The following is a 25445-nucleotide window of genomic DNA, read 5'->3' as shown; positions in this document are numbered from 1 at the left end:
CGGGTGAGAGGGATGGTGTCCCGGTGGGCGATCAGTCTTTGGGCCGGTTATCGACGAGGCGCTTGGCTTTTCCTTCACCACAGTCGACGTGGTCGTGGATCTCGACGATGACGCTGATGCCGATTCGATTCTTGATCTGACGGACGAGGTGATTTCTGGACTGTTCCCTTTCCTCGCTGGTTCGGTCCGGTGCGGATTCCACGAGCAGGCGCAGTGCATCCATTCGCCCCTTGCGCTCAAGAACACACTGGTAGCGGGGGCGCAGGTTCGTGTCCTCGGTGATGAGCTCCTCGAATTGGCTGGGGAAACAGTTGACTCCGCGGAGGATGATCATGTCGTCGTTGCGGGCGGAGATGCGTTGCAGGCGGCGCATGGAGCGTGCGGTTCCGGGCAGCAGGCGGGTGAGGTCGTGGGTGCGGTAGCGCACGACCGGGAATGCCTCCTTCGTTAGCGGGGTGATGATGAGCTCGCCAAATTGTCCGTCGGGGACCGGCTGGAGGGTTTCGGGGTCCACGATCTCCGGGTAGAAGTGGTCTTCCCAGAGGGTCAAGCCGTCCTTTGTCTCCACGCATTCCTGGGCGACGCCGGGACCCATGATCTCGGAGAGTCCGTAAATGTCGGTGGCGTCGATGCCCAGTCCGTCCTGGAGCTCACGGCGCATGCCCTCACTCCAGGGTTCCGCGCCGAAGATTCCGTGGGTGAGAGAGGTGGTTGCCGGGTCGATGCCCTCTTTCCGCATCTGGTCGAGCACGTTGAGCATGTAGGACGGGGTGGCCATGATGGCATCCGGCTTGAAGTCCTGGATGATCTGGATCTGGCGTTCCGTCATGCCGCCGGAGGTGGGGATGGCGGTGGCTCCGAGCTTCTCGACGCCGTAGTGCGCGCCGAGTCCACCGGTGAAAAGGCCGTAGCCGAAGGCGACCTGGACCTTGTCGCCGGGGCGGACGCCACCTGCACGCAGTGAGCGGGCGACGAGATCGGCCCAGGTCTCGATGTCTCGGCGGGTGTAACCGACGACGGTGGGTAGCCCGGTGGTGCCGGAGGATGCATGGACGCGAACCAATTGGTTGCGGCCCACGGCAAACATACCGAAGGGATATTCGGCGCGGAGGTCGTTTTTGTCGGTGAACGGGAAGAGCGCGAGATCGGCCAGCTCGCGGAAATCGTCCGGGTGAACGCCCTTCTTATCGAAGGCGCGACGGTAGTGCGGGACGTTGTAGTAGGCGTGCCGCAGGGTGTTCTTGGCGCGGGCGGTCTGTAGCGCGGTGATCTCGTCGCGGGAGGCGAATTCAATGCCGGTTTCCGGGCCGTGGATCGTGGATGTGATGTCGTACAGGGAGGTCACAGTCGATTCTCTTCTCTGGGTGGGGGCCTGCGACACGGATTTCGGTCGTAGACCGTCAGATGGAATCCCTCGCTGCACCGACGGGGAGTGCCGTGGCGGTGGGGCGCGCGGGGAGATTGGCGGGTGTCCGGGGTTCAGCGGCGAGAGCAGCGAACCCCCATTTACCGACCACTTGGTCAGTTTGTGTGATCCACGATACATAGAGAGGGTGATACGGACCACTCTTTTTCCAGAAATTCCCGAATCAACCACAAAACCACCCCCGAACAACAATCCTAAAGATCGCCAAAAATGGCCAGACAAATGCGAATACTCTGCACTTCACACGTGTCCCGACCACCCCCACACACAGCAGATGAGCGAACCCCTCAACCGCAGGACCCGACGGAAAAGGAATCAGGAGCGCGGAACGAGTCCGCCGAAAGCCATCTTCCCGATCAGTTCCGCCAACTCTTCCGGAGATAGATCACCATTGGGGCGATACCACTCCACCAGGGAGTTGACCATGCCGAAGAGTAGGCGCCCGACCGTCGGCGGATCGACATCTGCACGAAGGTCCCCGTCCGCCTGCGCACCGGAAACCAGGTCAACGACGGTTCGCGTGTAGGCGCGTCGTCGATCCATTGCACGGAGCTCCACATCGGAGTTACCCCGGAGCCGGAGAAGCAGAGTCACGGAGGGCGCCTCCGCACAAAGCGCAAGGGTGGTGCCACGAACCAGGAGGCGCAGCCGTTCCATATCAGTCCCATCGAACTCCGTAACCTCGTCGATAACCCCACCGAGCGCCCCCAACGCGTGATCGAGAGCCTCTCCGAGCAGTTCTTCCTTGGACGAGACATGGTGATAGAGCGCAGACTTCGTCACCCCGAGACGATCCGCGAGCGCCCCCATCGACGTCGCTTCATAACCTGCAGCATTGAATGCATCGACTGCCGCGCGCAGTATGTCCTCCCGCGAATACCCGGGACGCCCCCGACCACCGCCCGATTCCAGCACAGCCCGACCCCGTCGCATCTCATCCGCCTTCCAGTACCACCACCGATACATTCCACCCCAGGTCAGAGTATTGGATGCCGGTGGCAACCGCCACCAGCCAAGACCGGTGGAAACCATCCCAACACCGGACACCATCCCCTTTCGCAGGCGAGGGTGACGGGGGTGAGTTGCAGATCACAAAAGCCATTGACACACATCACACTCGTTCATATACTGACCGAACGATCAGTTTTTCAGACATGCAATCGTCGGGCACCGGCCTCCAGCCGCCAGACCGCCCCGCACCAGCGGCGAACGCCGCACCGTCACCCGCAGCATCTCGAACACGCCCGGACACTCTGCGGGACTCCGAAGGAGAACACCGTGACATTCCCCGCCACCCCCCGAACCAGCACCACAAACCCCGTGACCAACAACGAGGGCCAGCAGCATTTCGACCGGATCATCACCGAGGATTCCCGCATCGAACCCACCGACTGGATGCCGGACGGTTACCGCCGCACACTCACCCGACAGATCTCCCAGCACGCCCACTCGGAGATCATCGGCATGCAACCCGAGGCGAACTGGATCACCCGCGCCCCCTCCCTCAAGCGGAAGGCCATCCTCATGGCCAAGGTCCAGGATGAAGCCGGACACGGTCTCTACCTCTATTCCGCTGCGGAAACCCTGGGCACTGGCCGTGACGAACTCGTCGAACAGCTACTCACCGGGCGTGCCAAGTACTCGTCGATCTTCAACTACCCGGCGCGGACCTGGGCCGACATCGGGGCCATCGGCTGGCTCGTCGACGGCGCAGCGATCTGCAACCAGGTTCCCCTCTGCCGCTGCTCCTACGGCCCCTATGCTCGGGCAATGATCCGGGTCTGCAAGGAGGAGTCCTTCCACCAGCGCCAGGGCTGGGAGATCCTCTACTCCCTGTCCCACGGCACCGAGGCGCAGAAACAGATGGCGCAGGAGGCGATCAACCGCTTCTACGGACCTGCACTGCAAATGTTTGGGCCTCCGGACGATGATTCCCCCAACTCGCGGCAGTCGATGGCGTGGAACATCAAGCGTTTCTCCAACGATGAGCTGCGCCAGCGGTTCGTCGACATGATCGTCCCGCAGGCCGAAGCACTCGGGCTTCACTTCGAGGATCCCGATCTCAGGTGGAACGAGGAGCGAGGTCACTACGACTTCGGTGAGCTCGACTGGTCCGAGTTCAAGGCCACCATAAAAGGCTCCGGTCCGTGCAATGTCCAGCGCCTCCAGAGGCGTCGGCAGGCGTTCGAGGAGGGCGCGTGGGTCCGCGAAGCCGCCGCCGCGTACGCCGAGAAAACCGCCGCAACAAGCCCGGCGGAACGTGGCCTTCGCGTCGCCTGAGTCCGACCCACCACCTCGTATCTGATTCCCCCTCACCAGCCCAGACGAAAGAGGAACACCATGCCCGATTCCACCACCTGGCCCCTCTGGGAAGTCTTCGTCCGTTCTTCCCGTGGGCTCTCCCATGTCCACGCGGGTTCCCTCCATGCACCCGATGCAACGATGGCGCTACGCAACGCCCGGGACCTTTACACCCGACGCAACGAAGGCTCAAGCGTGTGGGTGGTCCCGTCCGATGCGATCACCGCCTCCGACCCGGACGCCAAGGGCGGCTTCTTCCAGTCCGCGCAGGGCAAGAACTACCGGCACGCCACCTATTACACGCGGAGCGAAGGGGTGAAGCACCTGTGAGTACACCGAACACTGACACCGCAACGCATCACTGGATGGGTGATGCCATCACAGCCGAGGACATCCAGGCCTCGGGTGCGATCGCTTCCGATCCCGTCGCCCGTTACGCGCTGATGCTCGGGGATGACTCCTTGATCCTCGCCCAGCGTCTGGGGTGGTGGGTTTCCCGCGCTCCGGAGATGGAGGAGGATATCGCCCTCACGAACATCGCCCTTGATCTACTCGGCCACGCTCGATTCCTGCTCTCCTACGCCGGCACCGCGTGGGGCAAGACGGAAGACGATCTCGCGTACTTCCGTTCCGAGGAGGAATTCCGTTCCTGCCGACTCGTGGAACAGGAGAACGGGGACTTCGCCCACACCATCGCCAGGCAGTTGCTCTTCTCCTACTACGCCTACGGTCTCTACACCCGTTTGCAGGATTCCACGGATGAGACGCTGTCGGCCATCGCAGAGAAGGCCATCAAGGAGGTCGAGTATCACGTCGACCATTCCAGCCAGTGGCTCCTGCGGCTCGGTCACGGTACCGAGGAATCGCATCGCCGGATGCAGACCGGGTTGAACTACATGTGGCCCTACCTCGATGAACTCTTCGAAGATCTGCCCGTGCACGCGGAACTCAAAGGAATCGCCGTCCCCCCGTCAACGTTGCGGGAGGAGTTCGATGGACGGATCGCCCACATCGTCGCCGAGGCTGGCCTGGAGATCCCCGATTATCCGCAGGCCCGGTCCGGTCAGCGCACCGGGCGGTTCTCCGAACACCGTGGCTTCATCCTCGCAGAGATGCAGTGGTTGGCTCGTCAGCATCCGGGCGCGACCTGGTGATTACCGTGTCCGCAACGAACACGAACACCGTCCATCCGCTCCGACCGGAGGACCCGGCCGCTGCGCTGCTGTGGGACACGGCATCGACTGTCCCGGACCCGGAGATCCCCGTGGTCTCCATCGCTGACCTCGGGATTCTGCGTGACGCGCGTTTCGACGGCGAGATCCCCGTCATCGTGATCACCCCGACGTACTCGGGGTGCCCCGCGATGGGCACGATCACCGCGGACGTCACCGCCGCGATCACCGGGGCCGGTTATCCCCGTCCCCGTATCGAGACCGTTCTCCGGCCCGCCTGGTCCACCGACTGGATCACCGAACTGGGGAAACAACAGATGCGTGAATACGGTATCGCGCCTCCCGTAGCTCGGGAACGAAGCACCGGCCCCATCCCCATCACCCTCACCCCGGCGGTACGGTGCCCGCTCTGCGGCTCAATGAACACCACAGAATCCAGCCGTTTCGGCTCCACCTCCTGCAAGGCGCTCTACTCCTGCCGGGAGTGCCACGAGCCGTTCGATTACTTTAAGGGGCACTGACTTGTCCACCACCACAACCGGAACCCGACGGAAAACCTCCTTCAACCCCCTCGAAGTCACCCGTGTCCGGCGCTTGACCGAGGACTCCGTCGAGGTCACGTTCACTGTTCCCGAGCACCTCGCCGACGACTACAACTACATGCCTGGACAGTATGTGGCGCTACGGGCCGACATCGACGGGCGGGAGGTGCGTCGCTCCTATTCCATCTGTGACATCCCCCGTCGCGGAGTGATCCGCGTGGCGGTGAAGAAGACTCCGGGCGGCGTGTTCTCCACCTGGGCAAATGAGATCCTGGAGCCGGGGTTCACCATCGATGTGATGAATCCCCAGGGGGCGTTCACCTCCAAGGTCCACACCACCTCGATGAATGATCCGGAAGGGATCGCGGAACGCGCACGGGACACGGAGCGCACGACCGCGACCGCAACCCACCTCGTCGCCGTCGCGGCGGGCTCCGGCATCACCCCGATCATGGCGATCGCGCAGACCGTCCTCGCCGCGACCGATAACGCCACCTTCGAACTCGTCTACGCCAACAAGGGGTCTGGCGACGTGATGTTCGCCGAGGAACTCGGCGATCTCAAAGACCGCTACCCCACCCGTTTCGCCGTGCACCACGTTCTCTCCCGGGAGAGCCGCGTGAATCCACTGTTCTCCGGGCGTATCGACGCCGAAAAGCTGCAGTTGCTGCTGGGCCGGGTTTTGCAGCCGGAGCACGTCGACGAGTGGTTCCTCTGCGGACCCTTCGAACTGGTGCAGCTCTGCCGGGACACACTCACGGACACGGGTGTCGACGCCGAGAAGGTCCGTTTCGAATTATTCACCACCGGGCAGTCCACCTCCGGTCCGCAGCCGGGCCAGACCGGCCGCGCTGTCGAGGCCGATCCGGAGGGCGACAACTATGCCATCGAGTTCCGCCTGGATGGGCTGAGCGGCACCGTCGAATCGCCGAAATCCGCCCGGGAGACGATCCTCAACGCCGCGCTGCGCAAACGTCCCGATGTGCCCTTCGCCTGCGCCGGCGGAGTCTGCGGGACCTGCCGCGCGAAGGTCGTCGCGGGTGAGTACGAGATGGACGAGAATTTTGCCCTCGAACCCGATGAGGTCGAACGCGGCTACGTACTGACCTGCCAGACCCGCCCCACCACGGATTCCATCACCGTCGACTACGACGCCTGACCCCTCACGAGGACTCCCCATGATCGAACTCGATTTCCACCCCGCCGGAGACACAACCGTCGCCGTGGTCACCCTGAACAACCCGAAGGCGATGAACGCTCTCGACTCCGCGGCAGTCAGTGACCTGGCCGACGCCTACACCCGAGCCGCAGACGAGGGCGTCCGCGCACTGCTGCTCCGCGGGGAGGGACGGGGGTTCTGCGCCGGGCGCAACATCGTCGGCATCGACCCCGCCACCGATGACGCCACCGCATACCTGGACCACGAGGTCACACCGCTGCTCAAGCAGATGGCCGCGTTCCCCGCCCCCACATTCGCAGCAGTCCAAGGCGCATGTCTCGGCGTCGGGCTGGGGCTCGCACTGGCAACCGACATCGTCTATGTCGCCGACGACGCCAAGATCGGTTCCCCCTTCGCCAACCTCGGCGCGACCCTTGATTCGGGCGGGCACTGGCTGTTCGTCGAGCGGTTGGGCCCCCACCGGGCAATGGATCTCATCGTCACCGGGGATCTGATCAGCGGTCAGGAGGCGGTGTCCGCCGGTCTGTTTTCCAGGTCTGTCCCCGCCGAGGATCTGGATTCCTTCACTCGCGCCGCCGCCGAGCGTGCCGCCTCCGGTGCGACGAAGGCGTTCCTCGCGTCCCGCGAACTCGTCCGCATGATCCGTGACGAACGTGTCGGTCTCTGGGAATCCGTGCACGCCGAGAACATCGCCCAGGGCGAGCTCTGTTCCTCCGCCGACTACGCCGAGGGTTTCGCGGCGTTCAAGGCAAAGCGGCACCCCACGTTCCACGGGTACTGATCCCTGCCCGGTCACCGCACAACCCGCCCGATCACCCAGGAGAAACTATGACCGCACCACACCGTGACTCCGCGTTCATCGTCACCGGTAAACGCACACCTGTCGGCCGCTACGGCGGCGCACTGTCCACCGTCCGGCCTGATGACCTCGCCGCCCTGTGCCTCCGCGCTGTCGTCGAGGATGCCGGGATCCCGCCGGAGGCGGTCGATGAGGTGATCCTCGGCAACGCCAACGGCGCGGGTGAGGAAAACCGCAACGTCGCCCGACTCGCCTGGCTGCTCGCCGGATACCCGGACAGTGTTCCCGGCATCACCGTGAACCGGCTCTGTGCCTCCGGAATGTCCGCCATCACCCTCGCCGCGACCATGATCCGCGCCGGAGAGGCCGACATCGTCATCGCCGGTGGCGTCGAGTCGATGTCCCGCGCCCCATGGGTACTGGCGAAACCCGAGGGCCCGTTCGCGAAACCTGGGGAGATTGCCGACACCTCCATCGGCTGGCGTTTCATCAACCCCGTTCTCGCCGCGCGGGACAAGGCGACGTTCTCCATGCCGGAGACCGCCGAGGAGGTCGCCCGGGTCTGCGGGATCAGCCGCGCAGACGCCGACGCCTTTGCCGCACAATCACAGCAGCGTGCAGCGGCTGCCATCGATGCGGGGCATTTCGGCGACGAGATCATTCCCGTCGAGGTCACCGGACGTAAGGGATCGGTGACGGTGGTGGACACCGATGAGGGCCCACGCCCGGGCACCACCACTGAAGTACTCGCCCGCCTGAAACCTGTCGTCACCGGAGGTGAGGTCGTGACCGCGGGCAACAGTTCCTCACTGAACGACGGCGCCTCAGCGGTGCTGGTGTGCTCCCGACACGCCGTTGAACGCTTCGGGCTGACCCCTCGTGCCCGGGTCGTCGGTGGCGCGTCCGCCGGTGTCGCACCTGAGATCATGGGCCTCGGCCCGATCCCTGCGACCCGGAAACTCCTCGACCGCATCGGCTGGGACATTGGCGATCTGGAGGCGGTCGAACTGAACGAGGCGTTCGCCACGCAGTCGCTGGCCTGCATCCGTGATCTCGGACTCGACCCGGAGATCGTCAACGCGTGGGGCGGGGCTATCGCACTGGGACACCCGCTCGGGTCCTCCGGTTCCCGGATCGCCATCACCCTGCTCAACCGCATGGAGCACGAGAGGGCACGGCGTGGGCTGGCCACGATGTGCATCGGCGTTGGGCAGGGTGCCGCACTCGCCCTCGAACTGTGCGGGGAGGACCGATGACGTACACCACCCTCGACGTCTCAAGGCGCGCTGATCGGCTGGTCGTGGCGATGAACCGGCCCGAGGTGCGCAACGCTATCGACGACCAGATGGTCGCTGAACTGCACGAACTGTGCGGTGAACTGGAACGCAAACCGAAGATCCTGATCCTCACGGGCACCCGGGTCGACGGGCGCGGGATCTTCGCCTCCGGCGCGGACATCGAACAGTTGAAGGAGCGGTCGCGTGACGACGCCCTGCGGGGCATCAACTCGGCGATCTTCAACCGCATCGCCGCGCTCCCCATGCCGGTCATCGCCGCGTTGGATGGTTGGGCGCTGGGCGGGGGCGCGGAGCTCGCGCTCGCCGCCGATTTCCGGATCGCGACCCGGAATCTGAAGTTCGGCCAGCCGGAAACCGGTCTGGGCATCATCGCCGCCGCCGGTGGGCTGTGGCGGCTGAAGGAGATCATCGGCCCCACCGTGGCCAAGGAGATCCTGCTCGCCGGCCGGATTCTCGACGCCGGAGAGGCACTGGACCTGCACCTGGTCAACGAGGTCGTCGATGCCCCGGAGGGGCTGATCGATGCGGCCGATGCCCTGGCCGACCGGATCGCGAAGCAGGATCCGCTGGCGGTCCGCCTGTCGAAGCAGTTGTTCGCCATGCCAGCCTCGGCGCATCCGGCCATCGACAACATCACCCAGGCCATCTGTTTCGAATCCGAACAGAAACACGTTCGTATGCAGGCGTTCCTCGACCGCCGAAACAACAAGTAGCCACGAGTAGAACAAAGGAACCCTATGAACGACACACCCCGCATCCCGAATCGTGTCGGTATCCTCGGCGGCGGACGCATGGGCGCAGGTATCGCCCATGCCTTTCTCGCCGCAGGCAGTACCGTCACCGTCATCGACATTAACGACGACGCCGCCGCCGCTGCGCGACACCGTATAGAGAAGGCGGTTCACGGTTCCATCGAACGCGGAGCCCCTGGGCCTCCCTCGGAATGGCTCGACCGGTTGAGCTGTGGAACCGACCATGCCGACTTCACCGACTGTAACCTCGTCGTGGAGGCCGTGCCCGAAGATCCCAGGCTGAAAGCCGACGCCTTCGCCTCCATCCGGGAGCATGCACCGGACGCGGTGATCGCGACGAACACCTCGTCGCTGTCCGTGACGGAGCTGGCCGGTGCCGTCGACGGCTCCGGCAATGTCATCGGCCTGCACTTCTTCAATCCGGTCCCGGCGTCGAAACTCGTGGAGATCGTGGTCGCTGACACCACGGATGAACACCTGGTGGACACCGCACGCGGCTGGGTCGAAGCGCTGGGCAAGACGCCCGTCGTGGTCCGGGACTCCCCCGGCTTCGCGTCCTCTCGTCTCGGTGTCGCCATCGCGTTGGAGGCAATCCGCATGGTGGAGGAAGGCGTGGCCAGCCCCCGTGACATTGATGCCGCCATGGTGCTGGGCTACAAGTTTCCAGTCGGGCCGCTGGAGCTGACCGATATCGTCGGCCTGGATGTCCGGCTCGGTATCGCCGATTATCTGCATTCGACACTCGGTGAGCGTTTCGCCCCGCCGCAACTGTTGAAGGACATGGTCGCCCGGGGTGACTGCGGGCGGAAGTCCGGCAGGGGCTTCTACGACTACGCCGAGAGCTAGCCGCGGGGTTCAATGATCGCGTTGGTCACCCGGATGGTGGAGAGCCGTTTTCCCTCGTCGTTGAGCACCACGACTTCATAGGCGGCCAGGGTCCGGCCCAACCTGATCGCGGTGGCCGTCGCGGTGACGTAACCGCTGACACCGGACCGATGGTGGGTGGCGTTGATGTCCACGCCCACGGCGGCCTTGCCGAAGGAGGAGGCGTAGATCAGGGCGCCCCATCCGGCCACCGCCTCCCCGAGGGCGATCATCGCACCGCCGTGGAGAACCCCGTGGGACTGCCTGTTCCCGTCGATCGGGATTCTGGCGACAACCTTCTCGGCGGATTGTTCCAGCACCTCAATACCCATTTTTCGGTCAAATTCGCCGGGTGTGACGGTCCAGATCTCGTAGTGTGCGCTCACGTGATGCTCCTCCTGTTGGGTGGGGCCGGGCCGGGAAACGCCCGTGTTGAATGTGATCCAGGTTATACTCTACCCCAAGTGACTGACCATTCGGTCAGTAATTCCACTATTCCGTCACCCGGTCACCAGCCCACACAGAAAGGCCTCCATGCCCACCATCACCCCACCCCTCGTCCCCAGCTACCTCAACGGCGGTTGGGTGACCCCGGAGAACCCTAACGCCGTCCTCACCGCCACGGACCCCTCGACCGGCGATGCCGTGGCACGCGTCAGCGCAGACGGACTCGACATCGCCGGAGCCGTCGAGTTCGCACGCACCACTGGACAGCGGAGCCTGCAGCAGCTCACCATCCACGAGCGCGCCCTGAGAATCAAGCAGCTCGCGCTCCATCTCGACGAGTACAAGGCCGAACTGTACGAGCTGTCAACCCGCACCGGAGCCACGAAACGGGACAACGGCATCGACATCGACGGCGGCATCGGCACAATGTTCGTCTATTCCTCGAAATCCCGGCGCGAACTGCCAAACTCGACGGTAATCGTCGACGGCCCCACCGAACAGCTCTCCCGCGATGGGTCCTTCATCGGCGGACACATCTACACCTCCATCCCCGGCGTGGCCGTGCAGATCAACGCCTTCAACTTCCCCGTCTGGGGCATGCTGGAGAAGTTCGCACCCGCGTTCATTGCCGGTGTCCCGACAATCGTGAAGCCGGCACCACAGACCGGCTACGTCACCGAACGCTGTGTCCGACTCATGGTGGACTCCGGCCTCCTGCCCGAGGGGTCCCTGCAGTTGATCTCCGGCGGGAGCGTCGACCTCCTGGAACACCTGGACTACCGCGACCACCTCGCCTTCACCGGCTCCGCACGGACGGCGAACATCCTGCGCTCCCACGACGCGATCCTGAGCGGCGGGGTCCGGTTCACCGCCGAGGCGGATTCCCTCAACGCCGCGGTCCTCGGGCCGGACGTCACCCCGGGCTCCCCCGAGTTCACCGCCTACATCCGCTGCCTGTTCGGGGAACTCGTCGCCAAGGCCGGCCAGAAGTGCACCGCTATCCGCCGCGCCATAGTACCCACTCCCCTCGTCGGCACCGTCGCCAACGCACTCGGCGCCATGATCGCGGAGAAGGTCACCGTCGGCGCGCCGGACGCGGAGGGCACCACCATGGGGCCACTGGTCTCCACGGAACAGTGCGACGCTGTGATCGATGCCCTGTGCGAACTGATCGCGGCAGGCGCTACCGTCCACACCGGCGGACCACAGACCGCCGAGGGCGCATTCCTCAACCCGACGATCCTCACCATTGATGCGACGACCGCAGCCGATCCCGGGGCCGCGGTCCACTCGACCGAGGCGTTCGGCCCGGTCGTTTCGATTCTGGGTTATGACACGCTGGATGACGCCATCCGGTTGACCACGTACGGTCGCGGCTCACTCGTGGCCACCCTGTGCGCTCACGAACCGGACACCGTCCGCGACTTCACCCGGGGGATTGCCGCCCACCACGGGCGTGTGCACCTGCTCGACCGGGACGACGCCCACACCTCCACCGGCCACGGATCACCCATGCCGCACCTCGTGCACGGCGGCCCTGGCCGCGCCGGTGGCGGCGAGGAGCTGGGCGGTGTGCGCGGCGTGAAGCACTACATGCAGCGTAGCGCGGTCCAGGGCACCCCGAACCACCTCACCGCCGTCACCGGAATCTGGCACACGGGCGCCGATGTCCAGCGGGTGACCCGCGCGGACGTGGACAACGGGACCGGTATCCATCCGTTCCGTAAGTCCCTCGCGGAAATCCGTGTCGGCGACCAATTCGCCTCCGACCTGCGTACCGTCACACTGGACGACATCACGGCCTTCGCAGAGGAGACCGGAGACAGATTCTACGCCCACACCGACGAGGAAGCCGCCGCCGCCAATCCCTTCTTCCCCCGGCGCGTCGCCCACGGCTACCTCCTGGTCAGTTGGGCCGCCGGGCTGTTCGTTGATGCCGCCCCCGGCCCAGTCCTGGCCAACTACGGACTGGAGAACCTCCGGTTCCTCACCCCGGTCACCTACGACGACTCCATCCGGGTGGAACTGACCGCCAAGCGGATCACGCCACGCGTCACCGACGACTACGGCGAGGTCTGCTGGGATGCCATCCTGTACAACCAGAACGACGAGGTCGTGGCCACCTACGACGTCCTCACACTGGTGGCGAAGGAGCGGTGATCAGCGCGCGCAGTTCGTCGACCTCCATCCGGCAGATCTGCGCCGCGCGGCCCGCCCTAAGCCCAAAAGGGAGGGCATCCGATTTCAAGCATCGACAAATTCTTGCCAATGGCGCTATCCCTCAAAACAATCCATCAGCCACGGAATGATAATATGAAATCTTCAAAACTCTACCATACCAGCAGCCAGTTAAAAACACCAGGACGATCGTCAATCCCGATCGAGAAGTAAGATAATTCCCACCCCAATAAGACCACCCCAACCGACCAAAACAACTTACCCCTAAATAAGGCATCAAATGTCTAGATCAAAAAATATGTGGATTTACATACCATATTACCACTCAAGACAATAGACCATTTGGCCAGGTTCGCCCCAAAAGCAAAATACACGCACACCAAAACTTCTGTAATTATCCACCGCAACCCTACCATGCGCCTTCCCGCCATGGACCCACACGCAGCGTTTACAAGGTGTTTTTAGACTGCGAAATAATAAATTCCCACGGCCTCAAAAATTGAAATACCCCCCCTTACCCCCTCCCCCTTCTCAAACCCCGCCAAAAATTGAGATCCGGGGCTACCGACTCGGGATCAAGTAGATCTATCGATTTTTTTATATGCTCACGAATGGCAAAATACGATTGCAGCTCGTCATCAGTCAATAAACGTTTTTCATCCCTTAATTGAGCGCGAATACCATTAATTCGACGCACACCCAATTGCCCTCCCTCAACCAACTTCCACGACTCGGCATCTAGATAAAGAGCTAGATTCATAGCATTATCATCATATCCACTAATAGATATTTCCCCACACTCTGGCCCCAGTTCGCGAAACTCCACCTCATGCTCCGTAACCGCTATCGCCTTGTGAAAATCAGTTATCAGTAACCTCAGGGCCCCACGACACACCCTCCTTCCGGAAGTTGATTCAATCGATTTTCTACGCAATTCCTGAAATAGAAAAGTAAAAAATGATCCAAACACTATGCCAATTAATCCAATTAGTGAAGAGTCCATAAGTGCATGATAAAACAGTAAATAACATAAATCAATGGTAGATCGCAAGAAAAAGGCTACCATTTCATAATTGGTTCGACATTTCAATCCTTCGAAGAACAAATGTCAGCCACCAAATACTGCAGATTTCAGAGTTTTCTAAGATGTCGAAACCGATGTCCCACACTGATTAAAAGGCCATAGGAGTTTCAGTGTCAGACTTTTAGGCACCGATTTCCCTTGCGGTTTAATAGTAAAATCCTTCAACCGCAATCATGATACGTGTTACCAATGACTACATCAGGAAAGACCTTATACATTCTACGTTGATCTTTGCTAATCTAAAAAAAGATCAAGAAGTTCGACGTCAAGTCCCCGGCTCGTCGACTGGCAACCGCGTATCGCGCTCGGTGCCCCCGGTGGAAGATCCGCCACAGGACGCCTCTGTCCGGTGGAAGAACGCGACTATCTCAAGGAGTTCACATGAGTGAGCACACCAACCCCGAACATCGGAACATCACCAGCACCCCGGACTATCTGCCGGAGCTGGGAGCCACCGCGCTTCCTTCCGGATGCACGCTCTACGGCACCGGGCATTCGGTGCACTGGATCAGAATGAACCATGCCGCGAGTGGGGACTGGGAACCCGCCGTCATCCTCGGGGCCAGGGAGAACCATCTCATCTTCACCCACGGGGACACGAAGGAACGGCGGTGGAACCACGATCCGGAGCGCCTGCGGGCCATCGCAGACCTCATCATGCTGGAGCCTGACGCGGAAGTCCTGTGGTCAGACCGGTACAGCATCCTCAAGGTGACCATCGGTACCAAAGCCTGGTTGTTGGGTCTCGATGAACAGGACGGTTCCCCCTGCCAGAAGCAATAGCAGCCTTCCCCCGACATAGCAGGCGCGTACACCACTGTCCGGTGTTCGGAATCCACGAACAAGATCGGGGGTAGCGGAGATTCCCTCATCCACATTCCATCCCACATCCGGGATACCGCTCCCCCTCAGACGTGTCGACGACAGTCCTGGGCGAGAGAAACGCTGAACTGGACTATACCCGCAGGAAATACAACCAGTTTCCGGAACGGCGGGGCCGACGGTTGCCCACTACCGACAACGAACTCCACGCAGCGTAGCGCTCGCCTCCCACATCATGGGAACCACATTTAAAGATACCACCATGGCGACATTCGGCTAACGGGTGTAGTTCCGGGGGTGCCTCTGACGAGGGATGATCCCGGAGGATGCTCCCCCACCCCACTAGGCCTTGCCACAGCCCGTAACCTGAGTCGTGAGCCAGGCCACTTTCCAACCACCCGTAGGTGAATCCCGGAGTTTTCCCGTCTCGGTCGGCCCGATACCACGGCAGCCCGCCCACACCACCTCCGACAGACCCACAAAGGAGCACCATGACCCAATCCGGCAGCAGCGGCTACACCGTCTCGGACTATCTGTTCGACCGGATCGCAGAGATCGGCATCAGTCACGTCTTCGGTGTCCCCGGCGACTTCAACCTCACGTTCCTGGACACCGTCACCGCACACGACCGACTGACCTGGGTCGGTAACTGCAACGAGTTGAACGCCGGATACTGCGCCGACGGCTACGCCCGACTCAAGGGTGCCGCGGCAATGGTCACCACCTTCGGGGTGGGCGAGCTCTCCGCCATCAACGCCACCGGCGGCTCCTATGCCGAGTACGTCCCGGTCCTCCACATCGTCGGGGCACCGGTCACGGAAATCCTCACCTCCCGGAAGAAGATCCACCACAGCCTCGGCGACGGTGTGTTCACCCACTTCTACGAAATGGCCGGGCACGTGAACTGCGCCCAGTCCTGGCTCACGCCGTCCAACGCCACCAGCGAGATCGACCGCGTGATCACCGAGATGCTCGCCCAGCGCCGTCCGGCCTACCTCGTGCTCTCCCCCGACGTCGCCGCCGCCGAGGTGTACCCATCCGACGAGCCCCTGGAGATCGACCTCGCCCGGAAGCGGTCCTCCAGCGCCGCCCTCAAGGCGTTCGAACGGGCAGCCCGGGAGTTCCTGGATGGTCACTCCGCCACGGTGCTCGGCGACCTGCTCGTCCACCGCGTGGGCTGCATCGGGAACTTCGACCGGATGATCAACGCCAACGATCTGCCCTACGCCACACTCACCTGGGGAAAGACCCTCGTCGATGAACGCAGTGACCGGTTCGCCGGCATCTACCTTGGCGCGGCGTCCACCCCCCGTGCCAGGGACGCGGTGGAGAACGCCGAGCGGCTGATCACGATCGGCGTGGAGTTCACCGATTCCACCACGGCAGGTTTCTCCATGAACCTCGGTGTCGACCGGGTGCTGGAGATCTCACCCACGCAGTCCGCCGTCGGTGGACGCACCTTTGCGCCGCTGCAGATGGGCGACGCGATCGACGCCCTGGCCCGCGTCCTCGCCGACACCGAGGTCGCGCCCCATGAGCTCAAGAAGCCCCACGTCCCCGCGGAACCCAACCCGGCCCCCGACGAACCGCTGACCCAAAATGTCCTGTGGTCGAAGGTCTCGGAGTGGTTGCCCGAGGATTCCCTCGTCATCGCGGACCAAGGCACCAGTTTCTTCGGAATGGCCGGCAGCCCCCTTCCCTTCGGGGTGAGCTTCATCGGCCAGTCACTGTGGGCCTCTATCGGCTACTCCATCCCCGCGGCCCTCGGGGCCGGAATCGCGAACCCCGACCGGCGCATGGTCGTCCTCGTCGGCGACGGATCGGCCCAGCTGACGGTGCAGGAGATCGCCACCATGTTCCGCGAGGGCATCAACCCGCTGATCATCCTGGTGAACAATTCCGGCTACACCATCGAACGCGCCATCCACGGCCCCGACGAGGTCTACAACGACATCACCCCGTACAACTGGCAGGACATCCCCCGCGCCTTCGGCGGCAACGAGGACAACTGCCTAGTCCTCGACGCCCCGACCCCGGCGGCCCTCGAGGATGCCCTGGCCCAGGCCGACCGGAACCGCGACAAGCTCGTGATGATCGAGGTGCACACCGACCGCGACGACTACCCGCAGATGATGCGCAGCTTCACCGAGACGCTCGGCAAGAAGCACTAGTCGACGGCATCCCGGCGGCTCCACCACAGCGATGGTGGAGCCGCCGACCGGTTTGCTCTCCCCACATTTCCTCCTTCCGCGTTCTCCACTTCGCTGCTAAAATTAGGCTCGCTCTAGGTTCCGTGCGCCTTATTCACCGGTCACGCCAACCAGTGCAGTCCCCGGTCCGGCGAAACGGACCTCTCCTCACACACCCGCCACGGGACACATCTGTCCCGGGCCCGGTTCGAAGAGGAGAGCACATGAGCACGTACACCGCCGATGGGGAGACCAACACCTACGCCACCCCGGATTCACTTCCGGGATTCCCGGGCTTCGCCCCGTCCTTCGACTGTGTTGAACACCGTTCCACGCACAGCCACGGGTACATTGCGTTGACTGCGCCCACCGATGAGGTCCTGGAGCCAGCCCGCATCATCGCCGTCGAAGGCCATTTCCTGACGTTCGCCCTTCAGAACACCGTCGACCGCCGTTGGACGCACAACGCCGAGCGTCTGCGCGCGGTCGCGGACATCGCAGTGCTTGAGCCTGCCGCGCTGACTCTGTGGTCACCCGGTCGCCGGATGCTGAAGGTTGCGATCGGGGACATCGGGTTCCTGGTTGACCTACACCAGGGCACACAGGTCGGGCGCTGCTGCCGCGACGACGACAGGTGACGATTCGGTGCCGCCCAGCCCGGGCGGCACCCTGCGTTTTCCCAGCTTACACACAGTTTTCACCCCCGCACCCACCGCCCTTGCCTAATGAAAATACCTCGCAGTAGGCTATTTCGGTCAACACTACTGGAAGGATTTTTCACTTGAATGTCCATCGCTTGCGGGCCGGCGGCACCCTCGCCGCACTCGCCTGTTCATCCCTCGCACTCACCGCGTGCAACCCCGTCGACTACATCAACTCCATCACCACAGCCACCGGATCCACCACCATCTCTTCCGAGTGGCGAGGCCTGGCCGATCGGCTGACCTCGGGATTCAGCTCCGGGAGCAGTGGAATTGGGAGCAGTGGAACCCCGCCGACAGCCCCGCCCCTCGCCACGATCGTCGGTGACACGAACCGCGACGGCCGGATCACCGACGCCGACCACGCGGGCAGGACAACGGCCAACGTCAACGAGGGCGCGATCTTCCTCGCGAACATCGACGATGATTCCGGCCGCTGCACCTTCTCCCCGGACACCCCCCGGGCGGAACTCGCTGCGTGCAATGACGCCGCCGACGATGTCGTCAACGGTGAGGCCGACGCTCGCGACCTGGCTCGCCTCGAGGTCAAAGCAACACGGGACCTGTCCGATTCTGCGGCCGCGACCCTGGCGTATGACACGAACCGGGCCCGCGTATTCCTTCTCACCGGTGACGGCTCATGGGCACCCGTGACAGCCACCACCATGCTGAACGCGGAGCAGTTGCGCTCCGGTGCAATCCTCGGCGTTGAGGGGCTCGACGTGATGCGCAATCACGCCGAGTGGGACGGTCGACTCACCGTGACACTCACCACCACCGACGACGGGGTGTCGACAACAGACAGCGTCCAGCTTCAGCAGGCCCCACTGCGCGCCCACGACCACACCCAGGATCTACGCACGGTGCTGACCCTGGACGATTCCTTCAAGGATGCCGCACCGTTCAATGCCCGTCTCGACGCCGCTCTCGGCGATGACGTCGAGCTCCGGAAGATCCCGGACATGGATGTCCAATGGCTGCAGGACGGAAGTGAGATCTTCTACACCGCGCTCCCCGGTGCAGAAGGACCGCAGTACATGCGCGTCATCATGCGACTCGATCAAGGTGACGACGGACAGAACGCGATGTATCACCTAAAGGGGCGGGATGTCGCCGTCGCCGAGGTCGACACAGACGGCAAGCACTCCGATTCCAGTGCGGGCGGCAACCTTGAGTTCCTACCCCCGACGCCCGCCCACCCGCAGGGCCGCGCCATCATCGGTGTCCGCCAGCACCCGGATCTGGTCGCCGATGATGATGGACACGATCACGGGGATGGCGGTGCACATGACCACCAGGACGACAACAGTCCGACGAATGAGCAGATCCTCTTCCTGGCCGCCCAGGGCTACACCGATCCGCTGATCCTGGACACCAGCTTCCTTGCGGTCGGACACGTCGACGAGTTCGTTCATGTTCTCCCAGCGGACAATGCCGCAGGTTTCAAGCTTCTGGTTGCCGATCCGCAACTAGGCAAGGTGATGCTTGAGGACCTCGTCGCAAATGGTCATGGTGACGTCCAACTGGTGGATCACCCGCAGGCCCGGACGACAGTGGCTGAAGCAACCGATGACATGATGCAGCGCCAGCACGCCGTGGCCATCGAGGTGATGAACCGAAACATCGCCACGCTGAAGGCCGAAACTGGTCTGGGCGAGGAGGACATCATCCGGCAACCCGCCTGGTACCGAATGGATCTGCACGACGCTTACGACGCCACGAAGATCTACCCGATGGCATCCTTCACGCCGAATGCCGTCAACGGTATCGTCCGGGACCGAAAGACGTACCTCTCTCCAAAAACATACGGCCCCAACATCAACGGGACGGATGCGTTCGCTGACCACTTGACGAAGGAAATGGCTAAAGCTGGCTACGACGTCATCTTCGTCGATGACTACGATTACCTCCACCGTGGAACCGGTGAGATCCACTGCGGGACGAACCAGTTCCGTGAGATGACGGCCTGGTACACGAAGTAGAGGGCGGCGCACCGGGCCGAATCCCTGCGCCCGGTGCGCCGCCCTGCAGGCCCTGGGAGTGAGATGCAACCACACCGGAGTACCGGTCCACGGTTGCAGCCTCCACCACCCCGCGACGCCCGGACCCAGCGGCTTCGACCGGACCACGGATGGTGCCGGCGGATAGCCGGACGGGTGTCCGGTCTCCGACCCCGGAGCCCCCTTACCGGACGGTCAATGACACCGGACGGGCCGTAGCCGGATCCCGGGGCACAACCCCCGGCGACTGTGCCCCGGCTCGGAAGCGTCGGTCACTTCGCCTGATAGAACTCGGGGGCGCGGTCCCGGGACGGGTCCAGCTGGACGTTCGTCACCACGAACTCCCCACCGTCGTAGACCATCTGCGCTTTCATGAACCGCGTCGGGCAGCACGCACCGTCATTCGGCCCCGGCGCGTACCAGCTGAAGTTGACCCGGCCGTCCTGGATGGTGAGCTCATCGGCCGGGCCCCGGCCGGGATTCTCAACGACCTCGGATCGGGGTGCCGCGCCGAGATACTCCCCACCGTTGGTGTAGAAGACGAGGACCGACGGCCAGGGCACACCTCCGGCACTGCAGTAGATGTCGATCATCCCGTCATCGACACCGTCGCCAGTGACGTCGCCGATGACGATCGCCGGATCCGGGGGCGAGCCGTCCCACGGATCGACCCCGGCGATTTTCGCGAAACCGCTCAGCTGGTCCGCGACCGGGAGGACACCGTCGACCAGTTGGCCCGCGTCGTGCCCGCAGACCGGGGGGATCCAGGCGTTCATGAGCTGCTCAGCTGACACGGGAAGCGCCACTGGTTTAGCCGGGCTCTCACTGGACGGCGCGCCCGCTGTCTCCGATTCCCCATTGGGCGCAATCGTCCGGTGCCCGGTCGTCTGCGGGACATCCGCACCGCTGTCGTCGGTGGCTCCGGCGACGGTCGCCGTGTCGACAGCCGTACTCGGCTCGGCACCCTCATCGGCGCCGGTGCACGCCGACGCCGTCAGTGCCACGCCGAACAGTACAGCTCCCACTCGTCTGATTCTCATTGTGCACGCCCCTCGCGGTGGTCGGATCAGTGGAGTTGCGGACGGATCGTCCGTTTCTCAAGTGTAGGAGCAGTGGGGTGCCTCGAAGTGGAATCTTGGCGCTCCCACCCCGATCCGTGGTCACCCACTCGAAGCGGCGCGCCCTCAGCGGGCGGGTGGACGGGCGGTCTGCTGTGTCGTTGCGTCAGGGCGCCTGTGCGATGAACCTCGCGGCCGCTGGCACCGCCTCGACCATGACCGGCAGGCCCGCCACTGGACCGCGCCGGATCAAGAGGCCCCTGTGAACTTCGGAGGACCACCCGGACAGGCGTCTGTGGGCCAGTATTGGAGGCATACTCAGAGTTAAATCGTTGGCGCGACGGGGACGGGCCCGACGTTGTTGCCGCCTTCACCGCATCCGGGAAGCTCCAGCGCCCCTGCCCGCTGAGCACTTCGCCGCGCGTACTCGAGTCGGTGAATCCTCAGATCCACACCTCTCTGGCTCTGGTGGTTGAGTGATATCGGGGATCACTCAGCCACCATAGAGCTCGTCCCGGTCTTTCAGACGGTCAAGCTGAATGTCTGCCACGACGAGTTCCGTGCCGTCGTACATCAACCGCGCCTTCAGATACTGTGTCGGACAGCATGCGGGTTCACTCGGTGTCTTCGGTCCGTACCAGCTGAAACTGATCCACCTGTCTTCGATGGTCAGCTCGTCCACCGGACCCCTGCCGGGATTGTCCACAATGTCAGACCGGTGTACCGAACCGAGATATTCTGAACCATTGGTGTATAAGACGAGGGTGGACGGCCATCCGACCCCTCCGGCGTTGCACACGATGTCGACAACCCCGTCATCAACACCGTCACCGGTGACATCACCGATGACGATCGCGGGCCGTTTTCCCCCTCCAACACCCGCGATATTCGCGGACCCCTTTCGTTCGTCTTCTACGGGCAAAACACCATCGACCAGATGTCCCGCTTCGTGGCGGCACACCGAAGGAATCCAGGCGTTCATGAGCTGATCCGCTGTCACGGGCAGAGCCTCCGGCGTGGAACCGCTTCCCGTGGTCCCCTGCTCCGAATCAGTTTCCCCGCCGATAGCTGAGCAACCGATGAGCATCACTATCGCACAGACCAGTGCCGCTCCCGTTCTCCACAATCCCATGGACCACGCCCCCTTTTGCAATGTTCAAGCCAGCACGCCACTAACCAGCACCATACTTTCACTCAGTGACGAAGGAGGAGAGCTGCGTGGTTTGAAACTACTATGCGCTCTATCACACTCACCCCACCCTGAAACACCGCCCATGACCGTCATTCACTTCGGTGACGGGGAGGTGAGCTTTCGGGCGCTCACCAAGGTCACGCCATGGCACACCTAGGTCACAATCAGGGAGCAGGAACGATGAAACGCCCCACTGCCGGAACCGCCTCAACGGTAACCGGAAGCTGCGACATCCGCTCACCATCCGCATACGCATCGACGCCGTACACCCACACGTCAGCACTACGCACCCGGTAACTGTGCACCTCCGGGAGTTCCACATGCGTGCCCTTGATGATCTTCCCCATGCAAGAGGCGAACCGGATTCTCCCGGATGGATCCACCAGCGTCACATCAAGCAACCCGTCCCGATGATTGGCGAAGGGACACACCGGCAACCCACCACCATAGGTCCGGGTATTCCCGAAGGCAGCGAGCATCGCGGCTCCACGGATCGTGACCGATTCCCCTTCCACGATTCCGGTCTCCCCGGGTAACGCGTGCCTGCCGTGCAACTCCATGGAAAACGACAGCGGGCGAAGATTGACGAGTTCGGCGGCGATCGAGAGGTTATAGCGGGCGGAGCCGTGCGGCCAGGTCATCCGGTTCGCCCGATCACTGACCAGGGAATCAAATCCGGCCGTCATCACGGTTCCGAACCACCGTTCGTTCCCCGCGGAATCGGTAATCCGCCCCAGATCCGTCGTCACCGTGAAACCCGCCGCAATGACCTCCGCAGCGGCCTCCGGGCTCGTCCGAGGAAGGTTGTACTCCCGGGCGTGATCATTTCCGGTACCTGCAGGTATGACCCCGACCGGGATCTTCTTCCCTGTAGTCTCCTGGAGCACTAGGTTGATCATGCCGTCGCCGCCACAAACCACGATCGCGTCAAAGCGCCCCGATTCAACGGCTTCCCGGGTCAACCGCCGGGAATCCTTCGTCGTCCGCCCTTGAAAAGCTAGAACCTCGACACCCGCATCGCGAAACGCCGCCATCGCACGCTCGGTGGAATGCCGCGCACGACCGTGTCCGCTGTCCGGGTTCGTGAGCATGGCGACGGCGCCGATGTCGACGAAACCCATCGGATAGTCGGTCATGTGGTTACTTTCGTTGTCCAAGTTTCTGATGTGAAGGACGCCGGGCAGCACCGCTATCCGGCTCCCGTCACTGCGGGTATCTTGATCCTTTCACAGACTAGGTTGAGAACTCACACAGGCCCCTCATCTCGAGTTCTGGACTCCTTCAAAGAGACTCGCCGACGCCACCACTGTCCTGGTCGGACATCTCTGGGGCCCTGCTCAACCGGATGGGGATGTCCCCGGTTTTCACCCTTCCGGCGAGAAACACGTCTTGCTGAGCACCGTGAACGTTCGTTCCATTCTCTCGGCACGGTCCATCTTCGGGTCACCCACATCACCACCAGCAGCATGACTTGTTAGTTACCTACGAGACGAACATTCTCCCGCTTGACGTTGACGACCTTCTATTCCAAGCGGTGTAGGTCACGACGTGCTACCCGAGCCGATGTACCGGTCCTTGGACTATAAACGACGAACCCCGCATACCTCGCTGCTACCAATCCGAGGCCACTGCCGTTTCCAAAAGCTCCACCAACAACCCGGGCTGACCCACTCCACATCGAGATCTACCGGATATCGGACCGAAGGACATCAGTTCCCCGTCACACCCGAACAGAAAGCTGTGAATAGATACTCGCGGCGAGCCGGGTCATCTCGAAGGAGTACACGGCGATGATCAGGGTGAACAGTGCTTTCACACTGTCACCTAGAACGAAGATGTCTCCACCCCGTGAATACTGATAACAGAGCAGCGAAATCACCAGAGTGAGGGCGTAGACCCCGATGGCGAACACCCTGTTCCATTCATGGATCAGAGTGTCCTTGTCACTCTCCGGGACCTCCGGCCAGACGCGTTCGGTCACCAGCCAGAAGTAGAAGATGAAGGCCGATGGAACCGCCATCAGGTTGATCACCAGGAACATCAACGGCAGCACACCACTTCCGCCACCAATGAACAAGCCCGCCGGTATCAGCCCAACCACGAGCACGAGTATCAGGAACGGGAACAGCGTCGTCACCACCAGCGGGATGAGCGAGCGACTGAAATCGGAATAGGTGATCGTGCGGATGAGCAGATGCCGGTTCTCCGTCGACCGGGCAACCGACGGAGCCGGATTCGGACTCTTCGCCCGGAACCCACGGAACTTGATCACCGCGATGATCAGTACCGCCAGCTCGATCACTGCCATGATCTCCACGGGAAAGCCCTGGAAGAAATCCAGGGTCCGCTCGATGATCACCGGAACACTGTTGACTTCCATCTCTACGGCTGCACCCCTCGCGTGTCTCATGAAACAGATCGGGGGAACCTTAGACGATGATGCTGTGAGTCATCTGGGAGTGCCCTACGAACCAACCGCTCTCATTTCGGAGACCAACTGAGGACTGTGCCACCGGCCGATTTTCGCCGCTGACGCCTGCCTCATCAACGAAAGAACGAAACCCCGCAGCTCACTGAGCAGTCCAGGAGTATCGCGGATAAGGTTATGGAGCGATCCTGCCGGAAATGTGAGCGCATCCACCGTCGCAGATCGGTAATGCCGTCGGAACAGGACGCCCTGGTGTTTCTTCTGTGACCACCACCGTCTCCCCACGACACCGGGAGGGCAGTTAAGTACACACACCGGGGATGAGCTGGATTCGGTGCGTGGGGCGTAAAGCAGTTCAAGATTCCCGACAGTCAGGGTCGCGTATCTGCCGCCTGCTGTAGACGGCAGATCCGAGACCGTCCACCAGACCCCCTCTAGTTCTTCGCATGAGGGGATCAACAGCGAAAGTGCACAGTGAAAATCGCTGATCACCTTCCGATACGTCAGATGTTGCCCCCGGGAATCCGTGTAACGACGTAAACGTGAGGCACCGCACCCCCGAGGATCTGGCATGGGCACCATTCCGACGGACATGGTTGTGTATTCTTCTCCGCCTGTCGCCCAGTGACTCTGATCGTCAACACTGATGATGACGTCAAGTGAGGAAGGCTGGCGGTGTCCCCTGTTCCATGCCCGATTCCGCAGCGATTTACCTGTTCTGCGGAGCCGGATGATTTCGGAACGCTCCACGGCATCCAGAGAATCTGACGGGACAACGGCGAAGAGTAGCGTCTCAATATCCACCCACGCTGCATGATGCCTCGAACCGTGCCTATGGGCAGAAAAACGCCTCACCATGTCGGTTGTCTGCCCCACATAACACGAGCCATCCGTGAAACCGAGGATGTAGATTCCTCCTGCAGAACCAGGCAACAATGGGGCGATACTGGTCAGATCCGAAACTGTCCATCGCCGGTACCTCAGTTCTCTGGACGAGAACACCACGCCCCAC

General features: G+C 62.6%; 23 protein-coding genes and 1 riboswitch. Of the genes, 14 read left to right on the top strand and 9 right to left on the bottom strand.

Annotation, left to right across the window (positions count from 1 at the left end; translation table 11 throughout):
• Nucleotides 1-31: 31 nt before the first annotated feature.
• Together JDV76_RS11115 and JDV76_RS11110 are read right to left on the bottom strand one after the other, a co-directional pair.
• A complete protein-coding gene (locus JDV76_RS11115; protein WP_198736958.1) occupies nt 32-1345 on the bottom strand; it encodes an AMP-binding protein in 1314 nt (437 codons plus the stop codon).
• Nucleotides 1346-1741: 396 nt separating this feature from the next.
• Nucleotides 1742-2359 (bottom strand): TetR/AcrR family transcriptional regulator, encoded by a 618-nt coding sequence (locus JDV76_RS11110; RefSeq protein WP_198736957.1) that lies wholly within the window; start codon nt 2357-2359, stop codon nt 1742-1744.
• Between the two features lie 387 nt (nt 2360-2746).
• Between JDV76_RS11110 and paaA the strand changes: the two genes are divergently transcribed.
• Genes paaA through JDV76_RS11065 form a run of 9 tightly spaced genes read left to right on the top strand, consistent with a single transcriptional unit; the run spans nt 2747 to nt 10316 of the window.
• On the top strand, nt 2747-3706 hold the full coding sequence (gene paaA, locus JDV76_RS11105; RefSeq protein WP_248140987.1) for a 1,2-phenylacetyl-CoA epoxidase subunit PaaA: 960 nt from the start codon (nt 2747-2749) through the stop codon (nt 3704-3706).
• Nucleotides 3707-3766: 60 nt separating this feature from the next.
• Nucleotides 3767-4057, top strand: a complete 291-nt coding sequence (gene paaB / locus JDV76_RS11100; protein WP_198736955.1) for a 1,2-phenylacetyl-CoA epoxidase subunit PaaB — start codon at nt 3767-3769, stop codon at nt 4055-4057.
• Nucleotides 4054-4881 (top strand): 1,2-phenylacetyl-CoA epoxidase subunit PaaC, encoded by an 828-nt coding sequence (paaC, locus tag JDV76_RS11095; RefSeq protein WP_370915706.1) that lies wholly within the window; start codon nt 4054-4056, stop codon nt 4879-4881. Before paaB ends, paaC begins: the two co-directional genes overlap by 4 nt.
• A 5-nt stretch (nt 4882-4886) precedes the next feature.
• Complete coding sequence (gene paaD, locus JDV76_RS11090; RefSeq protein ID WP_198736954.1) at nt 4887-5420, top strand: 1,2-phenylacetyl-CoA epoxidase subunit PaaD; 534 nt, start codon at nt 4887-4889, stop codon at nt 5418-5420.
• A 1-nt stretch (nt 5421) separates the two neighbouring features.
• Nucleotides 5422-6600, top strand: coding sequence for a 1,2-phenylacetyl-CoA epoxidase subunit PaaE (gene paaE / locus JDV76_RS11085; protein WP_198736953.1), 1179 nt, complete (start codon nt 5422-5424; stop codon nt 6598-6600).
• A gap of 19 nt (nt 6601-6619) precedes the next feature.
• Nucleotides 6620-7402 (top strand): enoyl-CoA hydratase/isomerase family protein, encoded by a 783-nt coding sequence (locus JDV76_RS11080; protein WP_198736952.1) that lies wholly within the window; start codon nt 6620-6622, stop codon nt 7400-7402.
• A 47-nt stretch (nt 7403-7449) separates the two neighbouring features.
• Nucleotides 7450-8676 (top strand): acetyl-CoA C-acyltransferase, encoded by a 1227-nt coding sequence (locus JDV76_RS11075; RefSeq protein ID WP_198736951.1) that lies wholly within the window; start codon nt 7450-7452, stop codon nt 8674-8676.
• Nucleotides 8673-9431: an enoyl-CoA hydratase/isomerase family protein gene (locus JDV76_RS11070; RefSeq protein ID WP_198736950.1), complete on the top strand. Its 759-nt coding sequence runs from the start codon at nt 8673-8675 to the stop codon at nt 9429-9431. The genes JDV76_RS11075 and JDV76_RS11070 overlap by 4 nt, the downstream gene beginning before the upstream one ends.
• Nucleotides 9432-9455: 24 nt before the next feature.
• The gene (locus JDV76_RS11065; RefSeq protein WP_198736949.1) at nt 9456-10316 is read left to right on the top strand and encodes a 3-hydroxyacyl-CoA dehydrogenase family protein; all 861 of its coding nucleotides are present in this window, start codon (nt 9456-9458) and stop codon (nt 10314-10316) included.
• On the opposite strand, the gene JDV76_RS11060 is transcribed toward JDV76_RS11065, so the two are convergent.
• A complete protein-coding gene (locus JDV76_RS11060; RefSeq protein ID WP_198737025.1) occupies nt 10313-10666 on the bottom strand; it encodes a PaaI family thioesterase in 354 nt (117 codons plus the stop codon). The two genes, JDV76_RS11065 and JDV76_RS11060, sit on opposite strands and share 4 nt — an antisense overlap.
• Nucleotides 10667-10868: 202 nt before the next feature.
• Here JDV76_RS11060 and paaZ point away from each other — a divergent pair, with 202 nt between their 5' ends.
• Nucleotides 10869-12941, top strand: a complete 2073-nt coding sequence (paaZ, locus tag JDV76_RS11055; RefSeq protein ID WP_198736948.1) for a phenylacetic acid degradation bifunctional protein PaaZ — start codon at nt 10869-10871, stop codon at nt 12939-12941.
• 532 nt (nt 12942-13473) lie between these two features.
• Here paaZ and JDV76_RS11050 read toward each other — a convergent pair.
• The gene (locus JDV76_RS11050; protein ID WP_198736947.1) at nt 13474-13962 is read right to left on the bottom strand and encodes a hypothetical protein; all 489 of its coding nucleotides are present in this window, start codon (nt 13960-13962) and stop codon (nt 13474-13476) included.
• A gap of 329 nt (nt 13963-14291) precedes the next feature.
• A riboswitch (SAM riboswitch) is annotated at nt 14292-14407 on the top strand.
• 17 nt (nt 14408-14424) lie between these two features.
• On the opposite strand from JDV76_RS11050, the gene JDV76_RS11045 reads away from it, so the two are divergent.
• The 4 genes from JDV76_RS11045 (at nt 14425) to JDV76_RS11030 (ending at nt 19737) form a co-directional block, all read left to right on the top strand.
• The gene (locus tag JDV76_RS11045) at nt 14425-14826 is read left to right on the top strand and encodes a hypothetical protein (protein WP_198736946.1); all 402 of its coding nucleotides are present in this window, start codon (nt 14425-14427) and stop codon (nt 14824-14826) included.
• 530 nt (nt 14827-15356) lie between these two features.
• Nucleotides 15357-17036, top strand: a complete 1680-nt coding sequence (locus JDV76_RS11040) for an alpha-keto acid decarboxylase family protein (protein WP_198736945.1) — start codon at nt 15357-15359, stop codon at nt 17034-17036.
• A 242-nt stretch (nt 17037-17278) separates the two neighbouring features.
• Complete coding sequence (locus JDV76_RS11035; protein ID WP_198736944.1) at nt 17279-17692, top strand: hypothetical protein; 414 nt, start codon at nt 17279-17281, stop codon at nt 17690-17692.
• A 143-nt stretch (nt 17693-17835) separates the two neighbouring features.
• A complete protein-coding gene (locus JDV76_RS11030) occupies nt 17836-19737 on the top strand; it encodes a protein-arginine deiminase family protein (protein WP_198736943.1) in 1902 nt (633 codons plus the stop codon).
• A gap of 290 nt (nt 19738-20027) precedes the next feature.
• Here JDV76_RS11030 and JDV76_RS11025 read toward each other — a convergent pair whose 3' ends face one another.
• The 5 genes from JDV76_RS11025 to JDV76_RS13080 form a co-directional block, all read right to left on the bottom strand.
• Nucleotides 20028-20795 (bottom strand): hypothetical protein, encoded by a 768-nt coding sequence (locus JDV76_RS11025; RefSeq protein ID WP_198736942.1) that lies wholly within the window; start codon nt 20793-20795, stop codon nt 20028-20030.
• Between the two features lie 511 nt (nt 20796-21306).
• On the bottom strand, nt 21307-21945 hold the full coding sequence (locus JDV76_RS11020) for a hypothetical protein (protein ID WP_198736941.1): 639 nt from the start codon (nt 21943-21945) through the stop codon (nt 21307-21309).
• Between the two features lie 224 nt (nt 21946-22169).
• Nucleotides 22170-23141: a diacylglycerol kinase gene (locus JDV76_RS11015; protein ID WP_232959318.1), complete on the bottom strand. Its 972-nt coding sequence runs from the start codon at nt 23139-23141 to the stop codon at nt 22170-22172.
• Nucleotides 23142-23725: 584 nt separating this feature from the next.
• Entirely contained in the window at nt 23726-24385 is a 660-nt protein-coding gene (locus JDV76_RS11010) for a hypothetical protein (protein ID WP_198736940.1), read from the bottom strand.
• 84 nt (nt 24386-24469) lie between these two features.
• Complete coding sequence (locus JDV76_RS13080; RefSeq protein ID WP_376993026.1) at nt 24470-25435, bottom strand: GIY-YIG nuclease family protein; 966 nt, start codon at nt 25433-25435, stop codon at nt 24470-24472.
• Nucleotides 25436-25445 lie beyond the last annotated feature (10 nt).

Origin of the sequence: Corynebacterium marambiense, assembly GCF_016342275.1 — a bacterium.
Taxonomy (GTDB): domain Bacteria; phylum Actinomycetota; class Actinomycetes; order Mycobacteriales; family Mycobacteriaceae; genus Corynebacterium; species Corynebacterium marambiense.
The sequence above is the reverse complement of the archived record's forward strand: the minus strand, read 5'-3'. Positions and strand labels throughout refer to the sequence as shown.